This is a genomic window from Stutzerimonas decontaminans (genome assembly GCF_000661915.1).
Lineage (GTDB): Bacteria > Pseudomonadota > Gammaproteobacteria > Pseudomonadales > Pseudomonadaceae > Stutzerimonas > Stutzerimonas decontaminans.
Genome location: NZ_CP007509.1, coordinates 4,595,380 through 4,615,791 on the forward strand (window position 1 = coordinate 4,595,380; position 20,412 = coordinate 4,615,791).

Annotated in this window: 15 protein-coding genes; 14 read left to right on the forward strand and 1 reads right to left on the reverse strand. The window is 61.7% G+C overall.

Annotation, left to right across the window (positions count from 1 at the left end):
- Window position 1: 1 nt before the first annotated feature.
- The 14 genes from UIB01_RS21195 (at window position 2) to UIB01_RS21255 (ending at window position 19,280) form a co-directional block, all read left to right on the forward strand.
- Window positions 2–3,244, forward strand: coding sequence for a phospholipase D-like domain-containing protein (locus tag UIB01_RS21195; RefSeq protein ID WP_038664970.1), 3,243 nt, complete (start codon window positions 2–4; stop codon window positions 3,242–3,244).
- Window positions 3,241–4,389, forward strand: a complete 1,149-nt coding sequence (locus UIB01_RS23490; protein ID WP_230585272.1) for a T6SS immunity protein Tli4 family protein — start codon at window positions 3,241–3,243, stop codon at window positions 4,387–4,389. Before UIB01_RS21195 ends, UIB01_RS23490 begins: the two co-directional genes overlap by 4 nt.
- A 272-nt stretch (window positions 4,390–4,661) precedes the next feature.
- Window positions 4,662–4,898 (forward strand): IS3 family transposase, encoded by a 237-nt coding sequence (locus UIB01_RS23650; protein WP_080695122.1) that lies wholly within the window; start codon window positions 4,662–4,664, stop codon window positions 4,896–4,898.
- Window positions 4,849–5,898, forward strand: coding sequence for an XAC2610-related protein (locus tag UIB01_RS21205; protein WP_155268722.1), 1,050 nt, complete (start codon window positions 4,849–4,851; stop codon window positions 5,896–5,898). Before UIB01_RS23650 ends, UIB01_RS21205 begins: the two co-directional genes overlap by 50 nt.
- 661 nt (window positions 5,899–6,559) lie before the next feature.
- Window positions 6,560–7,588 carry an IS30 family transposase gene (locus UIB01_RS21210; protein ID WP_038661402.1) on the forward strand — a complete coding sequence of 343 codons (1,029 nt, stop codon included), beginning with the start codon at window positions 6,560–6,562 and terminating at the stop codon, window positions 7,586–7,588.
- Between the two features lie 2 nt (window positions 7,589–7,590).
- The gene (locus UIB01_RS21215; protein WP_369678952.1) at window positions 7,591–9,423 is read left to right on the forward strand and encodes a di-heme-cytochrome C peroxidase; all 1,833 of its coding nucleotides are present in this window, start codon (window positions 7,591–7,593) and stop codon (window positions 9,421–9,423) included.
- 27 nt (window positions 9,424–9,450) lie between these two features.
- Window positions 9,451–10,587, forward strand: coding sequence for a catalase family protein (locus tag UIB01_RS21220; RefSeq protein WP_038664983.1), 1,137 nt, complete (start codon window positions 9,451–9,453; stop codon window positions 10,585–10,587).
- Window positions 10,588–10,731: 144 nt separating this feature from the next.
- Window positions 10,732–11,880 carry an MlaE family ABC transporter permease gene (locus UIB01_RS21225; RefSeq protein ID WP_038664986.1) on the forward strand — a complete coding sequence of 383 codons (1,149 nt, stop codon included), beginning with the start codon at window positions 10,732–10,734 and terminating at the stop codon, window positions 11,878–11,880.
- Window positions 11,874–12,659 carry an ABC transporter ATP-binding protein gene (locus tag UIB01_RS21230; protein WP_038666063.1) on the forward strand — a complete coding sequence of 262 codons (786 nt, stop codon included), beginning with the start codon at window positions 11,874–11,876 and terminating at the stop codon, window positions 12,657–12,659. Before UIB01_RS21225 ends, UIB01_RS21230 begins: the two co-directional genes overlap by 7 nt.
- 1 nt (window position 12,660) lies before the next feature.
- Window positions 12,661–13,599: an MlaD family protein gene (locus UIB01_RS21235; RefSeq protein ID WP_038664990.1), complete on the forward strand. Its 939-nt coding sequence runs from the start codon at window positions 12,661–12,663 to the stop codon at window positions 13,597–13,599.
- Window positions 13,596–14,219: an ABC-type transport auxiliary lipoprotein family protein gene (locus UIB01_RS21240; protein ID WP_038664993.1), complete on the forward strand. Its 624-nt coding sequence runs from the start codon at window positions 13,596–13,598 to the stop codon at window positions 14,217–14,219. The genes UIB01_RS21235 and UIB01_RS21240 overlap by 4 nt, the downstream gene beginning before the upstream one ends.
- A 117-nt stretch (window positions 14,220–14,336) precedes the next feature.
- A complete protein-coding gene (locus UIB01_RS21245; protein WP_038664996.1) occupies window positions 14,337–15,413 on the forward strand; it encodes an HlyD family secretion protein in 1,077 nt (358 codons plus the stop codon).
- Window positions 15,410–18,151: a ribosome-associated ATPase/putative transporter RbbA gene (gene rbbA / locus UIB01_RS21250; protein WP_038664999.1), complete on the forward strand. Its 2,742-nt coding sequence runs from the start codon at window positions 15,410–15,412 to the stop codon at window positions 18,149–18,151. Before UIB01_RS21245 ends, rbbA begins: the two co-directional genes overlap by 4 nt.
- 1 nt (window position 18,152) lies before the next feature.
- Complete coding sequence (locus UIB01_RS21255; protein WP_038665002.1) at window positions 18,153–19,280, forward strand: ABC transporter permease; 1,128 nt, start codon at window positions 18,153–18,155, stop codon at window positions 19,278–19,280.
- Here UIB01_RS21255 and UIB01_RS21260 read toward each other — a convergent pair.
- Window positions 19,277–20,230 carry a GGDEF domain-containing protein gene (locus tag UIB01_RS21260; protein ID WP_230585273.1) on the reverse strand — a complete coding sequence of 318 codons (954 nt, stop codon included), beginning with the start codon at window positions 20,228–20,230 and terminating at the stop codon, window positions 19,277–19,279. The genes UIB01_RS21255 and UIB01_RS21260 overlap by 4 nt on opposite strands.
- Window positions 20,231–20,412 lie beyond the last annotated feature (182 nt).

Consider the following 20,412-nt stretch of genomic DNA (forward strand, 5'->3'; position numbering starts at 1 on the left):
CATGGCAACTGACTCTGCCTACAACGGCGTTCGTGCAAAGGAACTCAACCAGATCAACACGCAGGACGGAAAGGCTTATGCGGCGTATTCCGCCCCCGATTTCTTTTTGAACGAAGCGAATCTATTCGCTCCCAAGCGCACGGGGAATCAGGTTCGTTTTTTCACGACCGGCAGCGATTACTTCAAGGACGTTGCGGCCTCCATCGATCAGGCCGCTCGATGCATTTTTATAACCGGCTGGCAGGTCAACTACGACGTATTGCTTGATGGCAAGCGAAGCCTTTGGCAGTGCCTGCATCAGGCTCTCAAACACCAGCCGACCTTGAGAGTTTATGTCATGCCCTGGCTGAGCCCCTCTGGCAGCCTTGGCACTTACGACTTCGAGACCATGCTGGCAGTCTTCCAGCTCAATGCGGGCCTGACTGGCGGCCCTCGTGCCTTCTGCACTCCGGCGATCCAACAAAGCGACATGAAGGGGCTCGGTGTTGCATTTTCTCACCATCAGAAATCAGTCGTAGTCGACAACTGCATCGCCTATGTCGGGGGCATTGACCTGGCCTACGGGCGCCGTGATGACAATAACTTCAGCCTGGACGCCAGTAGCAGGCAAGGCAACGATGCCTACAATCCAGGGCTACCGAAACTGGGCTGGATGGATATAGACAAGCATGTCAGCTCGATGGGGCTGATGATGGCCACACTGTTCGATCTTTCAAAGCCCGTGTCGGGCAGCAACCTCATTCCACTGAGCAGGAGTACGGCTCTCAATGGCGCGAGCCATATTGCGGACCTTTTCCGCAGCCCTCCGTTTTCCGCTCTGCAGTGGCTGAATCGTGCCAAGAACAGCGCTCAGGAAAATCTCGATGAGGGTTTCGAGCGGCTCAGCGCTGCCCAGCGCCAGATGGTGGGTAAAAGCATTCAGGCGATGGCCAGGCTGATCAGCGACAACCTCGATAACGTTCCGATGGCCGAGGGATTGAAGCTGCGTCTGCAAGCTTGGTTGCAGGAGCTGCGTGAGGCGGCAGGTAATCTTTCCGAGTCATTGCGCATCAAGAGCATCGAACTGATCAGCCAGTGGATGAGTGAGACTGAACTCGGCCGCGTTTTGACCGTGCTCAGCGGCAAGAGCTTCGAGGATATTCCTGGCGCATACCGGGAGAGCACCAACGAGTTGGCCAGCTCGATGCTCTGGTTTATCTATCACTTGCTGCAGGAGCGCTCGGGGCAGCATCTGGAGCCTTATGCCTATTTGCATGAGAAGCCGCAGCCACTGGCCTCGCCGGATAATGGGCGCCTGGCCGAATATCAGCCGCGTATGCCCTGGGAGGATGTGCACTGCCGTATCGAAGGCCCCTCCGTCTATGACGTGGCACGTAACTTCATCGACCGCTGGAATGGACAGCAGGCCTACCTGGCCGATGCGCCGGCGCTGCAGGACACCACGCTGGTGCGTAATCTGCTGGAAGCCGTCGTGCGTTGGCTCAATACCTTGGTCAGTGAGACAGGCCTCGACCGTCTGGGCATGGGGCTCACGGTGAATGAAGCCCCACGCCTGAGCTTTCCCAAGTCACAGCCGGTATGGATCAACGCGCCCACACAATTGCCCGTGGCGCCCGGCCTCCAGCCGGGCGGCATGAGCGTGCAGGTTCTGCGCAGCGCCTCCAGCAGCATGACCCAACAGGAGCAGGTGGGGCGTAGTAAGGCGGGCGTCAACCTGCCCCTACCGGCAGGTATCGACACTGGCGGCGTGCAGGCCAACTGCAAGGCGGCGATGCTGCAGGCCATCTCCAGCGCGCAGCACTTCATCTATATCGAGAACCAGTTCTTTCAGAGTGCGTATGGTGAAGCGCGCGAAATATTTGATGATGCTCCGCTTTCCGGCCCGATGGCCAGCCTGCGTGACCCTGCCAGCCTGCGCCAGGACTACGTCGCCCGTGTGCGGCTACGTGAGGCGATGGCGGCCGAGAACATCTGGCAACTGGACTGGAAAGAAATCGATGCTATCGCCAAGGAACCCAGTACCGAAGCCCGCCAGTTCCTGAAAAGTCTGCAAGCCATGTGGGGCGTCAATGCCCAGGGCTGGCTCACCCATAAACTTGGCGATGCCCAGTCGGGCCTGCTCAACGAGATTGGCGAAGCCCTGGCCAATCGCATTGGCCGTGCCATCGATGAGAAACGCCCGTTTCACGTCTACATAATTCTGCCGGTGCATCCGGAAGGCGCGCTGAACGTCCTCAATATCATGCATCAGGTTACGCTCACCATGCAGAGCCTGGTCTTTGGCGAGAATAGTCTGATCAAACGTATCCAGAAGCGCATGGCACTGCGTGGACTGCTGGATCGCAAGGCGAGTCGTGAGGAGGCGCTCAAAATCATCGAGCACAAGGACGCGAGCGGCCGGCCCGTTTACGAACAGCAGGACTGGAGCCGCTACCTGACCCTGCTCAACCTGCGTACCTGGGAAAACCTCAAGGGACGTGTGGTCACCGAACAGATCTACGTGCACAGCAAGCTGCTGATCGCCGATGACCGTGTGGCCATTCTCGGCAGCGCCAATATCAATGACCGCAGTTTGCTGGGTTCGCGAGACTCAGAGTTGGCGGTCATCGTGCGTGATAGCTCGCCTGTACAGGTCAAGCTCGATGGTAAGCAGCCGCATACCGTCGGTAAGGCCGTGCATCAGTTACGGGTCGATCTATGGAAGAAGCACTTTGGCTTGTCCATGGCTGGGGGCTCCTCCGGCGTCAGCCCCGCCACCGGGCTGGCGCAGTATCTGGAGCAGCCGGCAGCGGAGGAAACGTGGAAGGAGATACAGGCGCGCGCGCAAACGAATACGGATTTTTACAACGGTTCTTTTGACTTCATTCCACAAAACATCAGCCAGGTACAGCCTCGCAAAACTCCGGATATGACCGGTTATCTGGACGGATTCCCCACCTCCACGTGGCCTACCTGGGCTTACCGTGATCTAGGTTTTATCAATCGCGGCGGGGAGCTGCTGGAGCCTATGCCCCATGAAGAGCGCTTCTGGCGCTCCAATACCTTGGCTGACGTGAAGATGTTCTCGCCACCCGTCGGTGTGCAGGGCTTTATCTGCGCCTTGCCCGTCAACTGGACGCGGGGTGAGAACAACGACTCAGGTATCAACCTGAGTATTCTGGCTCAGACCTTTGAGCATTCCGAACGTGATCGTGCCCTGGCGCAGGTTGATAACGGACGTAACGAAGAGAACCGCCGCACATGAAAAGCTTTTTCCGGTATCTAAGCCTCGGCCTGATGATTCCTGCAGGCATGGCGTTGGCCAATGAACCACGACAGGAGTGCCTTGGACGCATGACCTTCGATGTGCCCGAGGACATGCAATGGGCAACCTATTCCGCTCAACGAATCGACCGAATCACCGATGTATGGGGGGGGCATTTATTTACCCCCAAAGTAACAGCCAAAGGGGATGGCGGTAGTTATGACTATGACGGCCTGGCCATTCGAGTGAGCGATATTGTCGAGCGTGACACATTTGATGGGGCTGCAAGATATATCAAAGGCACGGCGAGCTTGTATCAAGAGGAACTGATCAAAGAGGCGGCCAGAAAAAAAAATGCGCTTGAGGAATTAAAGGAGCTTGACAGAATGGAAAATACAAAAACGACCAGAGAAGCAGTAAAAAGGTTTGCGAAGAATATAGAAGAAGTGGAACGCAAGATCCCTATAACCAAAATCCACGAATACGACCTCGGCATTCCCGACGCCTATTTCCTGGGAGGGCATCTCGCCCCTGGCAAAGCTTTGCTCTGGCGTAACAATCGCGTCTACTACTTCTCTTTTTCCAAGGCCGGCCCCGACTCCGCCGAGCGTATCAAGGCGCTGATGGCGCGCTTCCGAACCCGCAATCTTTATGAAGTACCCAAAGGCCCAGGCTTCTGCTTCCCCTACGGTTTTATCGCCGACGATGGCAAGACCGCCTACAGCATCAAGAACAGCCTGCGCTTCACTAAAACGCCCAATGTGATCTTCACCCTGCTCACGGCCTCGGCCAACGACCCCTGGCAGACCAAACCCACGCAGGGCACTTACGACAGCGACTATCGCCCCGGCTATGACGCCGAGAAATGGCGCAAGACTTCCTTCACCGAGCGCATCCAGCTCGGCAAGCGCCTGGCTGGCCTGGAGGGCTGGCGTCTGGATCCCAAGCCGGGCTCCGGCGAGCAGGAGCGAGCCTGGTTCGCCCTGGCGCATCGAGGTGGGACGGGCTCACCGCTATTGGCGGTGCAGATGTTCACCTTTCAGAAAGGTACGGACAACCTGACTGAGCTGACGCCACCACCAGAAGAGGTCATCCCGCGCTTCAAGAAACTGAGCAAAAGCATCAGGTTGCACGAGGTGCAGTAGGCCTTGCCACTCAACTGGACACGGGGTGAGAACAATGACTCCGGTATCAACGTGAGCATTATGGCTGAGACCTTTGAACAGCCCGAACGTGATTGCGCACTGGCACAGTGCCGATAATGGTCGTAAAGAAGAGACCCGCCACACATGAAAAGCTATGTCCAATACCAGTTCGGCACGTGCGTACTTTGCCAAGAGCCTCGTGTGAAGTACGCCTTCGTCCGCGATCATGCTGAGCAGTATCCGATCCGCAGGCTTCGCCAAGCAGATACTACGTGCGGCGTAACAGAGCAGAGTCTCGGCGCTCCAAAGCAAACCGCACGCTGCTAAGCCAGATTGAGGTCGCTCATCTCAATAGCCGCCAAACATATGGATCTATCCGGATTCATCGAGAGCTGCGTAGCCAAGGCAATACCGCAGGCCTAAACCGCATAGCCCGTTTGAAGCGGGAGGGGCCTCAGAATGAGACAATTACTGGTATGGCAGCAGGCTGTCCGCGGACGAACCTTTGAACACATCGTTGCGCATCGACTGCTGAGGCGCTTCTACAGATCGAGCGAAGCGAGCTTTAGGAATTTTATGGAGAGAATAGTCGTCGCAACTCTCGCGTTAGCTTATCTGCATATATGTCATGCTGAAAATGCATCTGTCACAGAGATCATTGCCTATAAAGGTAAGATTGCTGAAAGCGACATTTTTATGACTCTGCCCGAGATCAACGGCGGTATCGTGGGCAGTTACCACTATACAAGATATGGCACAACTATACCGCTGCGAGGCTCAATCGAAAAAAATCATATTACTCTGACGGAAAAGACAGCCTATAGCGAAGCAGAGATAACTGCCGAGTTTAATAGCCGATTGATACAAGGTATCTGGAAAAGTGACAAGGCTAGCCACAGCTTTCGTGCCAGCGCTCTAAGCAAAAGCTACAAAAATCTCATTGGCGGAATAGACGTTTTCAAGAACAACGAAAGCACTAAGATAGTCATTACTTTTATTGACGGCAGAAGCCAAGCTTTTGAAATAGATACTCTAACGGATACGATATCAATCTTTTTTGAGGACCATAACTTTGACGGCCTCCCTGACTTGAGAGTACTCGAGACCAGCAACGGATCCAATAGGACTTATATTGTCTGGACTTACGATCCCAGCAAAAGAGCATTTGAACATTCCAAGGAAATTTCAATGCTGTCGAGCCCAAAGGTTCTGCATAGCGAAAAGGCCATACTATCCTTATCTCGAGATGGCTGTTGCCGTTACATTGCCTCCAAGTCGGTGGGCAACGAAAAGCACTCTGCCGAGTATGAGTATGAGTATGAGTATGAGTATGAGTATGAGTATGAGTATGAGTATGAGTATGAGTATGAGTATGAGTATGAGTATGAGAAGCCTAGGGGAGTTGAACGCGTAACCAATGTCAGAACAAATACAACCATAACTAATTCAATAAGCCAGGAAGAGTTTGAGCAAAAGTATCTTACGCCGATGGGAGCTGATGGCTTATAGCGCTCAAGTTCAAACAAAACCTAGACAAGGAGTCGTCTGTAGCCAACTTACGCTAATTCGTGCCCGCAGCGCGCCAGGTAAGGACAGGGGGATCAAGATTAACCCGCCAATTCTGCTGAATCCCTGTTCTCCCGACGTTCAGGCGTCGCCCAGATGCTGCAACAGACGACTTTATCGAGCTCCGTATGGCATACACCGCTGGCGGCCTGAGTGTCACGCTCACCAAGGTTAAGCAGTGCATCATTCAGATTACAACGAATCGGAGGACCGGCACGTTACCTTGTCTTTGAGTTCAACTGTTAAACAAAAACCTACCAGACCTTCGGAGCCGCTTTTAGCCTCTGACCGGTAAACACGAATACAGTCGTTGTACAAATCACGACAGCACATCGCTCAAGTTAAAAAAGGTGGAACCGAACGATGCCCTTACAGTTGAAATACCTCAGCAATGCAGACCCAATAATGCCCGCACATATTGCCATCACCCCTCAAGCCTGCCATAACCGCGCTTTCGCCATGACGCTACAAGGATGTACCGATGCGATTGCTGCGCCAAGCCCTGGGGGCTGTCTTGTTGTTGGCCGTGCTGGCCGTGGGGGTCGGGCTGGCGGCGGCAAAAACTGAGTGCAACACCTGACCTTTCCGGTACGGTGCTGCCCCCATGTCTTATACCGAACTCAGCGTTGAAGAGCGCGCCACCATTCAAATCGGTCATGCCCAAGGTTTCAGCCTGCGTGGGATTGCCTGCTTGATCAACCGATCCCCTTCGACCATCAGCCGGGAGCTGCGCCGCAATCGAGATGCCTGTGGTGGCTACTCGGCCCGTGTAGCCCAACAGCAGATGCAAGCCCGCCGCCAGGTGTGTCGACCGATGCGAAAGCTGTTGCCGGGTAGCGAGCGCTTTGAGCTGGTGGTTCATATGCTGCGTGAGCGTTTGTCTCCCGAGCAGATTGCCGGCAAGCTGCGCAGCATGAACATTCCCAGCCTCAGAGAGGCCTACGTCTGTCGTGAGACGATCTATAACGCGATCTATGCCCTGCCGGTCGGTGAACTGCGCAAGGAGCTGATCATCTGCCTGCGCCAAAGCAAGACGACGCGCAGGCCGCGCTCTGGCGGTGTGGATCGGCGCGGTCAGATCCCTGAGATGGTCAGTATTCATGTACGTCCGCCGGAGATCGAAGACCGGCTGATGCCAGGGCATTGGGAAGGCGACCTGATCAAGGGCAAGGCCAACGCCTCGTCTGTAGGTACGCTGGTGGAGCGCACCAGTGGCTACCTGATGCTGGTGAAGATGAACGACGCGACGGCGACCTCGGCGATGGAAGGCTTCAGTGCAGCGCTCAATGGCATGCCGCTGGCGATGCGCAAGAGCATGACCTACGACCAGGGCCGAGAAATGGCGCGGCATGCTGAAATCACTCAGCAGACCGGGGTGGCCATTTACTTCTGCGACCCGCACAGCCCTTGGCAGCGCGGCAGCAACGAAAACATCAATGGCTTGATCCGCCAGTACCTGCCCAAAGGCACAGACCTGTCGGTACACAGCCAGGAAGAACTGGATGCCATCGCACTGCAACTGAACATGCGCCCACGTAAGCGCTTCGACTTCAAATGCCCAATTGAAGTTATGGGCAAAGTGATGCAGGAAGCCATGGCTATGCGGCATGATGCGCCTGCTTCAATTCAATAACCGTGTTGCACTCAGCCCCTGCAACCGCCCTGTATTTTGTGGCCTACCCGAACTTTCCAGAGTACGAAGCGCCCGAGGCGCTGCATTATCTGGAGCAGTGGGACGCCACGCAGCGGCAGACCTACTACTACACGCCGCAGGGCACCCAGGTTAAGGGGCTGGAGTACGACTGGTTCCGTGCGCTGGAACTGCCCTTCAGCCGGGACAAGTTCGCCACGCCGGACTACCTCGCCCGCTTCGGCTTTCTGGTCGATCCCGCGCAACAAGCCACCGCGCTGAACCCCGGCGACCTGCCGGTCGGCTTTGCCCGCCACGAGGATGATGAGACCGGTCGCGCCTATCTGGATGTGACCTGCGCGGCCTGCCACACCGGCGAGTTGCGCTACGGGGGGCAGGCCATTCGTATCGACGGTGGCGCGGCGATGCATTCGCTGGCCTCCACCGTGCCGACCCTGCGCGGTGGCGCCTTTGGCCAGGCGCTGGGCATGAGCATGGCCTTCACCTATTACAACCCGCTCAAGTTCCGTCGCTTCGCCGAGCAGGTGCTGGGCGAGCGTTACGAGCAGGACCGCGCGCAGTTGCGCCACGACTTCAAGCAGGTGCTCGACCGTCTGCTCGGCACCGCCTACAACGACTGGCACCACGGGCTCTACCCCACCGAAGAAGGCTTCGGCCGTACCGATGCGTTTGGCCGCATCGCCAACAGCGTGTTCGGCGACGCCATCGATCCAGCAAACTACCGCGTGGCCAACGCGCCGGTGAACTACCCGCATCTGTGGGATATCTGGAAGTTCGACTGGGTGCAGTGGAACGGCTCGGCCATGCAGCCGATGGCACGCAATATCGGCGAGGCGCTGGGTGTTGGCGCCACGCTGCGGCTGCTGCACGAGAACGGCCAGCCCATCGCCGAAGCCGAGCGCTACGCATCGGGCGTTCGCGTACGCGACCTGCACAGGCTGGAAACCACTCTCATGCAGCTGGCCCCGCCTCGCTGGCCTGAAGACGTGCTGGGCGCGATCGATCTCAAACAGGCCAGCCTCGGTCGCGCGCTGTACAAGGAAAACTGCGCGCATTGCCACGACCCCAGGCCCAAGCCGGTCGACAAGCGTTTCGCTGCCGAACGTGACCCCGAGTGGCGCGTGAAGGTGATCCCCACCTCCTTCGTCGGTACCGATCCGACCACAGCCGACAATATTGCCGACCACCGCTTCGACCTGACCCGCCTGGGCTGGACTCAGGACGAGCTGGATCGTCTGGACGTCCAGCTGTATGGCGCGCCATCCGGCCCGCTCGATCTCGCCAGCCTGTCCAGCGCCAAGGGGCTGGCCTATATCACCGCCTATGTCGAGGAGCGCGCCTACCGTGACGCCGGCATCGACGAGACCGAGCGCGCGGAATTCGACGGCTTCGGCCTGCCGATCGGCGTGCAGGAACTGCGCGGCTACAAGGCACGCCCGCTGGACGGCATCTGGGCGACGCCGCCCTTCCTGCACAACGGCTCGGTGCCGACGCTGTTCCAGTTGTTGTCGCCGGTTGCCGAACGGCAGAAGCAGTTCTGGGTCGGCAGCCGCGAATACGATCCACAGCACCTGGGCATCCGCACCGAGCGCTTCGACGGCGGCTTTCTGCTGAATACCGCCATCACCGGCAACAGCAACCGCGGCCATGAATTCCGCGCCGGCTGTCGCGGCAATGGCGTGATCGGCCGGGCATTGGCACCGCATGAGCGCTGGGCGCTGGTCGAGTACCTCAAAGTGCTCGGCGATCCCCGCTTCGAACCGCACCTCGAGGAACTGCCGGCGCGCCCCCACAACCCCGGCCCACGCTGCCCCTGAACTGCCCTTCGCACAAGGATCTGCCTCATGCTGACAAGACTCTGGCTCTGGATCGGCCGCCTGCTGGGCCGGCTGCTGCTTGCCATTACCATCCTGGGCCTGGCCGGCTGGGCGATTGCCGCCGTGCACTTTCACCTCACCCATCGTGGCCCCGTCTCCAGCGAAGAAGCCATCGCGCCGAGCGAAGCGGCCGACACCCAGGCGATCATCGCCGACGCCATTGCCGTGGTGGAGCAGCACAGCGAGAACACCCGTGTGCTGCGCGACGCCCATGCCAAGGCCCACGGCTGCGTTCGTGCCGAAGTCAGCGTGCGCGCCGACCTGGAGCCCATGCTGCGTCAGGGCGTTTTCAGCGAGCCGGGCAAGACCTGGCAGGCTTGGGTGAGGCTGTCCAACGGCAACGCCTACCCGCAGTTCGACCGCATCCGGGATGCCCGCGGTATGGCGATCAAGCTGCTCGACGTGCCGGGGGAAAAGCTCAGCCGCGACCCGCGCCACGCCGGCGAGCAGGACTTCGTGATGTTCAACCACCCGGTGTTCTTCGTCCGCGACGTCGCCGAATACCGCAGCAATTTCGCCGCCCAGGCGCAGGGCAAGAAGGCGCTGGCGTTCTTCCCCAGCATCGATCCGCGCAGCTGGGAGCTGCGCCATCTCTTTATCGCGTTACAGACCCTGGCGCCTGCACCGGAAAGCCCGGTTGCCACCACCTACAGCTCGGTGGCGCCGTACAAGCTCGGTCCGCACAACATCAAGTACCGGGTCATCCCAACACCGGAAAACTGCCCAACCTACCAACTGCCCGAGCAGAATCGCGACCTGCCGAATTTCCTGCGCAGCGCGCTTTACCAGCAGCTGTCCCTCGACCGCGCCCCCGCCTGCTTCGCCCTGCAGGTGCAGCGGCAGAACGCCGAGCATTACATGCCCATCGAGGACACCAGCATCGAGTGGGACGAAGCCATCGCGCCATTCGAGACGGTCGCAGACATCCATCTGCCGCCGCAGGACTTCGACAGCCCCGAGCAGAACCTCGCCTGCGACAACCTCAGCTTCGACCCCTGGCACGCGCTGCCGGAACATCGCCCCATCGGCGGCATCAATCGGCTGCGCAAGGCGGTGTACGAGGCGATCAGCAGCTATCGGCTCGAGCGTAACGGCGCACTTTGACACGATCGTCGTGGTCCATGGATCAGCAGCCGACGCCTGCCGCCGATTGCCGACCCAGGGCCACCTGATCCTGTCTTGCCGGGCAGAGCCCTGCTAGCATCAATCAGGTTCCCATCGCCCGACATAGGCACCCGTTTGCAGCAGATGAGCGCCACCCTGTCCTCGTCTCCCGGTTCGGTGACCCTTGATCAAGGGGTTTCGCCATTGCGGGCGCGCATCGTCGGTGACTGGACCCTCGCCCATTACGCAGCACTGCGTCGAGAGGTGCAGCGGCTCAGGGCGCGGATCGACGAGCGCAGCCAGATCGAGCTGGGCGGGCTGGGTGCCCTGGATACGGCAGGCGCTGGCCTGCTGGTGGAGCTGCTGGGCCGCGAGCGCATCGCTGCCATCGAAGCCTGGGCGCCGCAGTTGCCGGCCGAACGCCTGGCGCTGCTGCGCACCGTCGCCACCGCCCTGGATAAGCCGGACATCGCCGAGCCGCCCCGCGGCTATGCCTTTGGCGATGTGCTGGCACATATCGGCCGCACCGTAGCGGCGATATGGAAACAGCAGCGCGCCCTGCTCGGCTTCATTGGCCTGACCCTGCAGACGCTGTTGCTGACGCTGCCACGGCCGCGGCGCTGGCGGCTGACCTCACTGGCTGTGCATATCGAGCAGACCGGGCTGGACGCGGTGCCGATCGTCGCGCTCCTGACTTTTCTGGTCGGCGCAGTGGTGGCGTTTCTCGGCGCGACCGTACTCGCCGACTTCGGCGCGACCATCTACACCGTCAACCTGGTGGGTTTCTCCTTCCTGCGCGAGTTCGGCGTGCTGCTGGCGGCGATCCTGCTCGCCGGACGCAGCGCCAGCGCCTTCGCCGCGCAGATCGGCTCGATGAAATCCAATGAAGAGATCGACGCCATCCGCACCCTCGGCCTGAGCCCGATCGAGCTGCTGGTGCTGCCACGGGTGCTGGCGATGCTGATCACCCTGCCGATCCTGACCTTCGTCGGCATGCTCAGCGGCATCGCCGGCGGGCTGGTGGTTTGCGTGCTGGCGCTGGACATCTCCCCGACCATGTTCTTCACCATCATGGCGCGCGATATTGCCGTCAGCCATTTCCTCGTCGGGCTGGCCAAGGCGCCTGTGTTCGCCTTCGTCATCGCGGTAATTGGCTGCCTGGAGGGCTTCAAGGTCAGCGGCAGCGCGCAGTCGGTGGGCGAGCACACCACCTCCAGCGTGGTCCAGGCGATTTTCATGGTGATCTTGCTGGACGCCATCGCCGCAATGTTCTTCATGGAGATGGGCTGGTGACCAACGACGCGCTGATCCAGGTACGCGGGCTGGTCAATCGTTTTGGCAGCCAGACCGTGCACGAGAATCTCGACCTGGACATCCGCCGTGGCGAGATTCTCGGCGTGGTCGGCGGCTCGGGCACCGGCAAGTCGGTGCTGCTGCGCAGCATCGTCGGCCTGCGCCGGCCCAACGCCGGCAGCGTAACGGTATTTGGCGAGAACCTGCTGGAGCTGTCGGCCGAGCGCCGCTCGCAGGTGGAGCGGCGCTTCGGCGTATTGTTCCAGCGCGGCGCGCTGTTCACCTCATTGAATCTGCAGGAGAACGTCGCCCTGCCGCTGATCGAACACGCCGGGCTCGACCGCCGCGACGCCGAGCACTTGGCGCGGCTGAAGCTGGCACTGGCCGGCCTGCCGGCGGATGCCGCTTGCAAATATCCCGACGAGCTGTCCGGCGGCATGGTCAAGCGCGCCGCCCTGGCTCGGGCGCTGGCGCTCGACCCTGAGGTGCTGTTTCTCGACGAGCCCACCGCCGGCCTCGACCCCATCGGCGCGGCGGCTTTCGACCAGCTGATCCTGACGCTGCGCGACGCGCTGGGTCTGAGCGTGTTTCTGGTGACCCACGATCTGGATACGCTCTACACCATCTGCGACCGGGTCGCCGTGCTGTCGCGCAAGCGCGTGCTGGTGGCCGATCGACTGGAGGTGGTGGAAGCCACCGACGACGCCTGGATTCGCGACTACTTCCATGGCCCGCGTGGCCGGGCGGCGCAACAGGCTGCCGACTTGCAGGAGAACTGACATGGAAACCCGCGCCCATCACGTGCTGATCGGCCTGTTCACCGTACTGGCAGTCGGCGGCGCCCTGCTGTTCGCCCTCTGGCTTGGCAAGTCGAGCATGGACCGCGAGTACAACTACTACGAGATCAGCTTCAATCGCGCGGTCAGCGGGCTGTCCAATGGCAGCTCGGTGGAGTACAGCGGCATCAAGGTCGGTGACGTCGAAGCGCTGTGGCTGGAGCCGGACGACCCACGCAAGGTGCGGGCGCGCATCCGCGTGTATTCCGGCACACCGATCAAGCAGGACACCCGAGCGCGCCTGGCGCTGGCCAACATCACCGGCAGCATGATCATCCAGCTGCACAGCGGCACGCCGCAGAGCCCGCCACTGGAGGGCAAGCGCGGCGAGCCGCCACTGATCATCGCCGATCCATCGCCGCTGAGCGCGCTATTGGAGAACGGCGAAGACCTGATGACCAACATCAACAACCTGCTGCGCAGCGCCAACCTGATGCTCTCCGAGGACAATGCCGGTCGCATCGGCCGCACCCTGGCCAATCTGGAACAGGCGACCAGCGTGCTGGCCGAACAACGGGGCGACCTCAGCCAGGCCCTGACCCAGCTCGGCCAACTGGGGCAGCAGACCAACACCGCACTGGCGGAAATCACTCGCCTGACGCAGAACGCCAACGGTCTGATCGACGAGGAGGGGCGCCAGCTGCTGAGCCGCGCCGGCGAGTCGATGGCTGCGCTGGAGCGTGCCACGTCGCGCCTGGACACGCTGCTGAGCGACAACCAGGGCGCGCTGAACAACGGCCTGCAGGGCTTCAGCGACCTCGGTCCGGCAATCAATGAACTGCGCGGCACCCTCGGGGCGCTGCGTCGTGTCACCCAGCGCCTCGAAGACAACCCGAGCGGCTTCCTGCTCGGTCGCGAGAAGATCCAGGAGTTCACCCCATGAGCCGCATAGCGCAGATCCGTTCCTTCGCCCTCGCGACGCTGCTCGGCGCGCTCTCGGCCTGCACGCTGCTGCCAGAAGCGGAGCCTATCCGGGTCTACCTGCTGCCGATCACGGACGCACCCACAAACCAATCCGCTACGCCGCTGCAGCAGGCGCTGCGCATCCACACCCCACATGCCAGCCGTATCCTTGCCGGGCCACGCATCGCCGTGGTGCCGGATGGCAACCAGATCAGCAGCTATCAGGGCGCGCGCTGGGGCGATGCCGCGCCGACACTGCTGCGCGATCGGCTAATCGAACAGTTCAGACAGAGCGGAACGACGCCGGTGAGCAGCGAAGACAGCAACCTGTTCGCCGAGCTGGAGCTGTTCAGCGATCTGAGGGCATTTCAAAGCGAATACATCGACGGCCGCCCTCATGTGCGGATCCGTCTCGACGCGCAGCTCGCCTCGACCGCTGACCAGCGGATTCTCGCCAGTCGCCGCTTCGACATTCTCCAGCCCGCCCACAGCCCACAACTGGAAAGCGTCGTCGATGCCTTCGCCCAGGCCAGCGACGAGCTGAGTCAGCAGTTGCAAGGTTGGGTCGTGGCGGTAGCAAAAAGCCATCCCGCGCAGTGAAAACCGGCGAAAAAGTCGATTAAAGGCGCTGAACCGCAGTTTTATTGACGCAGGCTAAACGCAAGCTTCATGGCAATCGCTTAGCATGCGAACTATCGCTTCACGTAAGGAACGCTCATGAAAGCGCCAGCCCAGAAAAATCTTCGCCGGGTGCTGTTCGCGCTCGTCGCGCTCGTGGTCATCGGCCTGCTGGCTTGGTCGGAGCTGCGCACGGATGGCCTGGGCGACGGGTTCGCCAGCGGTAACGGGCGTATCGAGGCGACCGAGATCGACGTGGCGACCAAGCTCGGTGGGCGAATCCGCGAGATCAGCGTCGACGAAGGCGACTTCGTCCAACCGGGCCAGGTCATCGCTCGCATGGATACCGAAGTGCTCGAGGCCCAGCTCAACCAGGCCCGTGCCCAGGTGCGTCAGGCGGAGAACGCCATCCTCACCGCCCAGGCGCTGGTTACCCAGCGCGAGAGCGAAAAGGCCACGGCCGAGGCAGTGGTACTGCAACGGCGCGCCGAACTGACCGCTGCGCAGAAGCGCCACCAGCGCACCGAAACCCTGGTCGGACGCAATGCCCTGCCGCGCCAGCAGCTGGACGACGACCTCGCCGCCATGCAAAGCGCGCAGGCCGCTCTGGCCGCTTCGCGTTCGCAGGTGCTCTCGGCCGATGCCGGCATCGCCGCCGCCAAATCCCAGGTCATCGAAGCGCAATCGGCTCTGGAAGCGGCCCAGGCCAGCGTCGTGCGGCTGCAGGCAGACATCAGCGACAGTGAGCTGAAAACCGATCGTGTGGCCCGGGTGCAGTACCGCGTGGCACAGCCGGGCGAGGTGTTGGGTGCCGGCGGCAAGCTGCTCAATCTGGTCGATCTGGCCGACGTCTACATGACCTTCTTCCTTCCCGAGCGCCAGGCCGGCCGAGTGGCGATGGGCAGCGAGGTGCGCCTGGTGATCGATGCAGCGCCGCAGTACGTGATTCCGGCCAAGGTCACCTACGTCGCCAGCGTCGCGCAGTTCACGCCGAAAACCGTAGAGACCGAGAGCGAGCGCGAAAAGCTGATGTTCCGCGTCAAGGCACGCATCGACCCGGAGCTGCTGAGAAAGCACATGGAGCAGGTCAAGACCGGGCTGCCGGGCATGGCCTATCTGAAGCTCGACGCTGAGGCCGAGTGGCCGGCGCACCTGCAGATCAATGTCGGCTCATGAGCCAGTCGCTCGCGCCTGTGGCGCAAGTGGAAGGGGTCAGCCTGGAGTACGGCAAGACTCGCGCGCTGGACGACCTCAGCCTGTCCCTGCCGGCGCGCTGCATGGTCGGCCTGATCGGGCCGGACGGGGTCGGCAAATCCAGCCTGCTGGCGCTGATAGCCGGTGCGCGCAAGTTGCAGCAGGGCCATGTGCAGGTGCTCGACGGCGACATGGCCGATGCCGGCCACCGCCGCGCCGTCTGCCCGCGCATCGCCTATATGCCGCAGGGGCTGGGCAAGAACCTGTATCCGACGCTGACGGTGTTCGAGAACCTCGAGTTCTTCGGCCGGCTGTTCGGCCAGGACGCCGAGGAACGGCACTGGCGCATCGCCGAACTGACCCGCAGCACCGGCCTTGGCCCCTTCGTCGACCGCCCGGCGGGCAAGCTCTCCGGTGGCATGAAGCAGAAGCTCGGCCTCTGCTGCGCACTGATCCATGACCCCGACCTACTGATCCTCGACGAGCCCACCACCGGCGTCGACCCGCTGTCGCGCGCGCAATTCTGGGAGCTGATCGAGCGCATCCGCGGCGAGCGCCCGCAGATGAGCGTGCTGGTCGCCACCGCCTATATGGACGAGGCGCAGCGCTTCGATCATCTGGTGGCGATGGACGCCGGGCGCGTACTCGCCACCGGTACGCCAGCCGAGTTGCTGGCGCGCACCGACAGCGAGTCGCTTGAGCAGGCTTTCATCCGCCTGCTGCCCGAGGCCAAACGCAGCCAGCATCGCGAACTGGTCATCCCTCCGCAGCCGCACAGTGACAGCATTGCCATCGAGGCTCACGGCCTGACCATGCGTTTCGGCGATTTCGTCGCAGTGGATCAGGTCAATTTCCGCATTGCCCGCGGCGAGATCTTTGGCTTCCTCGGCTCCAATGGCTGTGGCAAAACCACCACCATGAAGATGCTCACCGGCCTGCTGCCGGCCAGCGAGGGCGACGCCCTGCTGTTCGGCAAACCGGTGGACCCGCACGACATGCAGACCCGCCAGCGCGTCGGCTACATGTCCCAGGCCTTCTCGCTGTACAGCGAGCTGACCGTGCTGCAGAACCTCGAGCTGCATGCGCGACTGTTCCACCTGCCGGTGGAGCGGCGCGCCACGCGCATTCAGGAGATGCTCACCCGCTTCGACCTCACCGGCGATGCCGAAAGCCTGCCCAGCAGCCTGCCGCTGGGCGTGCGCCAGCGCCTGTCGCTGGCGGTGGCGGTGATCCACAACCCGGAAATCCTCATCCTCGACGAACCCACCTCGGGGGTCGATCCGGTAGCCCGCGACGGTTTCTGGGAGTTGCTGGTGCAGCTGTCCCGCGAAGACGGCGTGACCATCTTCATCTCCACCCACTTCATGAACGAGGCGCTGCGCTGCGATCGCATCTCGCTGATGCACGCCGGGCGGGTGCTCGACAGTGATACTCCGCAGGCCTTGATGGCCAAGCGCGGCCTGCCGACGCTGGAAGAGACCTTTATCGCCTACCTGGAGGAAGCCGCCGCCGCACATGCCGCCGAACAGCCAGCAGCGCCTCCTGCCGCGACACGCAACCCGATCCAACCGGCCGGCAACAATGGCCGTCAGGCCCGCTTCAGCCTGCGCCGCCTGCTCAGCTACACCCGTCGCGAGGCCATGGAGCTGCGCCGCGACCCGATCCGCGCCACGCTGGCGATGCTCGGCAGCGTGCTGCTGATGTTCATCATGGGCTACGGCGTCAGCTTCGACGTGGAGAACCTGACCTATGCCGTGCTCGACCGCGACCAGACCACCACCAGCCAGCACTACCTGCTGAACATGGCCGGTTCGCGCTATTTCATCGAGAAGGCACCGTTGGCCAACCATGCCGAACTCGATCAACGCATGCGCAGCAACGACATCAGCCTGGCCGTGGAGATTCCGCCGAACTTCGGCCGCGATCTCAAACGGGGTGCGGTGCCTCAGGTGGCCTTCTGGATCGATGGCGCCATGCCGATGCGCGCCGACACCATCAAGGGCTACGTGCAGGGCATCCACCTGACGTATCTGCAGCAGCTGGCCCGCGAGGCAGGTGTCGATGGGCAGGTGTCGCCAGCCGACGTTGCCATCCGTTATCGCTACAACCCCGACGTGCAGAGCCTGCCGGCCATGGCGCCGGCGATGATCCCGCTACTGTTGATGATGATCCCGGCGATGCTCACCGCCCTGGGTGTGGTGCGCGAAAAGGAGCTGGGCTCGATCACCAACTTCTACGTCACGCCAACCACCCGCCTGGAATTTCTGCTCGGCAAGCAGCTGCCGTACATCGCGCTGGGCATGTTCAATTTCGCCACCCTGGCACTGCTGGCGGTGTTCGTCTTCGGCATCCCGATCAAGGGCAGCCTGTTCACCCTCTGCCTCGGCGCGCTGCTCTATGTGACCTGTGCCACCGGCCTGGGCCTGTTGATGTCGTCGATCCTGAACAGCCAGATCGCGGCGATCTTCGGCACCACCATCGTCACCCTGTTGCCGGCCATCCAGTTCTCCGGACTGATCCACCCGGTCTCGGCGATGGAGGGCGCCGGCGCCTTCATCGGCAAGCTCTACCCGACCAGTCACTTCCTGATCATCAGCCGCGGGGTGTTCTCCAAGGCGCTCGGGCTGGCCGAGCTGTATCCCTACTTCATCCCCATGCTGCTGGCCATCCCGCTGCTGACCCTGCTCAGCGTCGCCGGGCTGCGCAAGCAGGAGAAGTGACATGGGCTACCTGCAACGCAAACTCGGCAACATCTTCCAGCTCGGCCTCAAGGAGCTGCGCAGCCTCTACCGCGACCCGGCGATGCTGGTGCTGATCATCTATTCGTTCACCCTGGCCATCTACGAAGGTGCCACCGCCGTGCCTGAGGCACCGCACCGGGCGAGCATCGCGGTAGTCGACGAGGATCGCTCGCAAGCCTCGCTGCGCATCATCAACGCCTTCCAGCTGCCCTATTTCATCGAGCCGAAAGCGATCAGCCTGCAGGAAATGGACAGCGGCATGGACGACGGCCTCTACACCTTCACCCTGAACATTCCGCCGCGCTTCCAGCAGGACCTGCTCGCCGGCCGCCAGCCGACCATCCAGCTCAACGTCGATGCCACCCAGGTCAGCCAGGCGTTCACCGGCGCCGGGCATATCCAGCAGATCATCGCCAGCGAGACCGCCGAGTTCGTCCGCCGCTATCGCAGCAGCGATGCCTTGCCAGTCGAGGCGGTGGTGCGCACGGCCTTCAATCCCAACCTGAGCCGAGCCTGGTTCGGCGCGGTGAACGAGGTGATCAACCAGATCACCATGCTGGCGATCATCCTCACCGGCGCGGCGCTGATCCGCGAACGCGAGCACGGCACCATCGAACACCTACTGGTAATGCCGGTGACGCCATTCGAAATCATGGTCGGCAAGGTCTGGGCGATGGGCCTGGTGGTGCTGGCCGCAGCGGCGTTCGCCCTGCGCTTCGTGGTGGAAGGCTGGCTGGATATTCCGATTCAGGGTTCGCTGTGGCTGTTCGCCGGCGGCGCGGCGCTGCACCTGTTCGCCGCCACCTCGATGGGCATCTTCTTCGGCACGGTGGCGCGCTCCATGCCGCAACTGGGTCTCTTGGTGATCCTCACCCTGATCCCGCTGCAGATCCTCTCCGGCGGCGTGACGCCGCGTGAGAGCATGCCGGAGCTGGTGCAGAACATCATGCTGGTAGCGCCAACCACGCACTTCGTCGAGCTGGCCCAGGCGATCCTGTTCCGCAATGCCGGCGCGGCGATCGTCTGGCCGCAGCTACTGGCGCTGGTGGTGATCGGCGCGGTGTTCTTTCTTGGCGCACTGTCTCGCTTGCGGGTGTCGTTGCGCTAGGCCGATCTACCTGCCACAACGCGATTACGCCCCCTGTGCTTGGCCCGGAACAGGGCGCCGTCGGCCTCGCTGAGCACAGCGTCGAGGTTGCAGGTGGCGCAATTGCATGCAGCGACACCGAAGCTCGCGGTACAGCGTACTGTTCGATCACCCTCCGCCACCTGTACCGCCTCGATTACCGCGCGCAGCCGCTCGGCAGTGGCCGCCGCCTGTTCCAACGTCGTATCGGCGAGAATCACTGCGAATTCCTCGCCCCCCAGACGCCCGAGCACATCGTTCGGGCGCACCAACGGACGCAGCGCCTCACCTACCGAACACAGCAATTGATCGCCTATCGCATGCCCATAGGTATCGTTGACCTGCTTGAAGTGATCGATATCGAACATGATGACTGCCATCGGCCGCGCCCGACGGTTGTGCGGGAAGAGCCGTTCGCCCAGTTCGAAGAATGCCCGACGATTGTTCAACCCGGTCAGCTCGTCGGTTCGCGCCAGCGCCTCAGCGCGTGTCACGGCCAGATGCAGTTCCTGTTCGATGCGCTTGCGCGCGGTAATGTCGGTGGCGATCTCCAGCCGCACGATGCGCCCGTCCGGCCAGGGTATCGCTTGGTCCCGGCATTGGTACCAATGACCGTTGGCGGTGTTCTGGAATTCCCAGACATGCACGCCCGCCGGCCGCCCCTGAGCATCGAGCAGCCTTCCATTGCTGCAGAAGCGGCATGGCCCGTCCTGGTCGGCCTGCAATACCTGCCAGCAGGTTTTACCTTGGTAGTCGCCCCAAACGTTGCGGCCGTACTCGTTCAGGTAAAGCAATTCGTAGGTCTGCATGTCGGAGACGTAAACCAGCGCATCGAGGCGGTCGAGGATGCTGGCGACACCATGACTCTGCTCGCCGGACGCTGGCACCGCGTGCGTATCGTGGTCAGCACCTGCTGGCGGAAGCTGCGACAAGACCAATCTCCTTTGCGAGCATCTCGGAACATTCGAGGCCATCGAGCGATTGCTCTGCAACGCGGGGCCGCCCGGTACCGCGATTAACCATCAAGCCGTGCCGCACCGTAATCGCCATCCGCTACCGACACCGCTCGGGAATTTTTGTATCGACGGCCGGTCTATCGTGCCGACATGCTAAG

Coding starts and splice junctions, on each gene's coding strand:
- UIB01_RS21195 (WP_038664970.1), top strand. CDS start 2: ATGGCAACTGACTCTGCCTACAACGGCGTTCGTGCAAAGGAACTCAAC.
- UIB01_RS23490 (WP_230585272.1), top strand. CDS start 3,241: ATGAAAAGCTTTTTCCGGTATCTAAGCCTCGGCCTGATGATTCCTGCA.
- UIB01_RS21205 (WP_155268722.1), top strand. CDS start 4,849: ATGAGACAATTACTGGTATGGCAGCAGGCTGTCCGCGGACGAACCTTT.
- UIB01_RS21210 (WP_038661402.1), top strand. CDS start 6,560: ATGTCTTATACCGAACTCAGCGTTGAAGAGCGCGCCACCATTCAAATC.
- UIB01_RS21220 (WP_038664983.1), top strand. CDS start 9,451: ATGCTGACAAGACTCTGGCTCTGGATCGGCCGCCTGCTGGGCCGGCTG.
- UIB01_RS21225 (WP_038664986.1), top strand. CDS start 10,732: ATGAGCGCCACCCTGTCCTCGTCTCCCGGTTCGGTGACCCTTGATCAA.
- UIB01_RS21235 (WP_038664990.1), top strand. CDS start 12,661: ATGGAAACCCGCGCCCATCACGTGCTGATCGGCCTGTTCACCGTACTG.
- UIB01_RS21240 (WP_038664993.1), top strand. CDS start 13,596: ATGAGCCGCATAGCGCAGATCCGTTCCTTCGCCCTCGCGACGCTGCTC.
- UIB01_RS21245 (WP_038664996.1), top strand. CDS start 14,337: ATGAAAGCGCCAGCCCAGAAAAATCTTCGCCGGGTGCTGTTCGCGCTC.
- rbbA (WP_038664999.1), top strand. CDS start 15,410: ATGAGCCAGTCGCTCGCGCCTGTGGCGCAAGTGGAAGGGGTCAGCCTG.
- UIB01_RS21255 (WP_038665002.1), top strand. CDS start 18,153: ATGGGCTACCTGCAACGCAAACTCGGCAACATCTTCCAGCTCGGCCTC.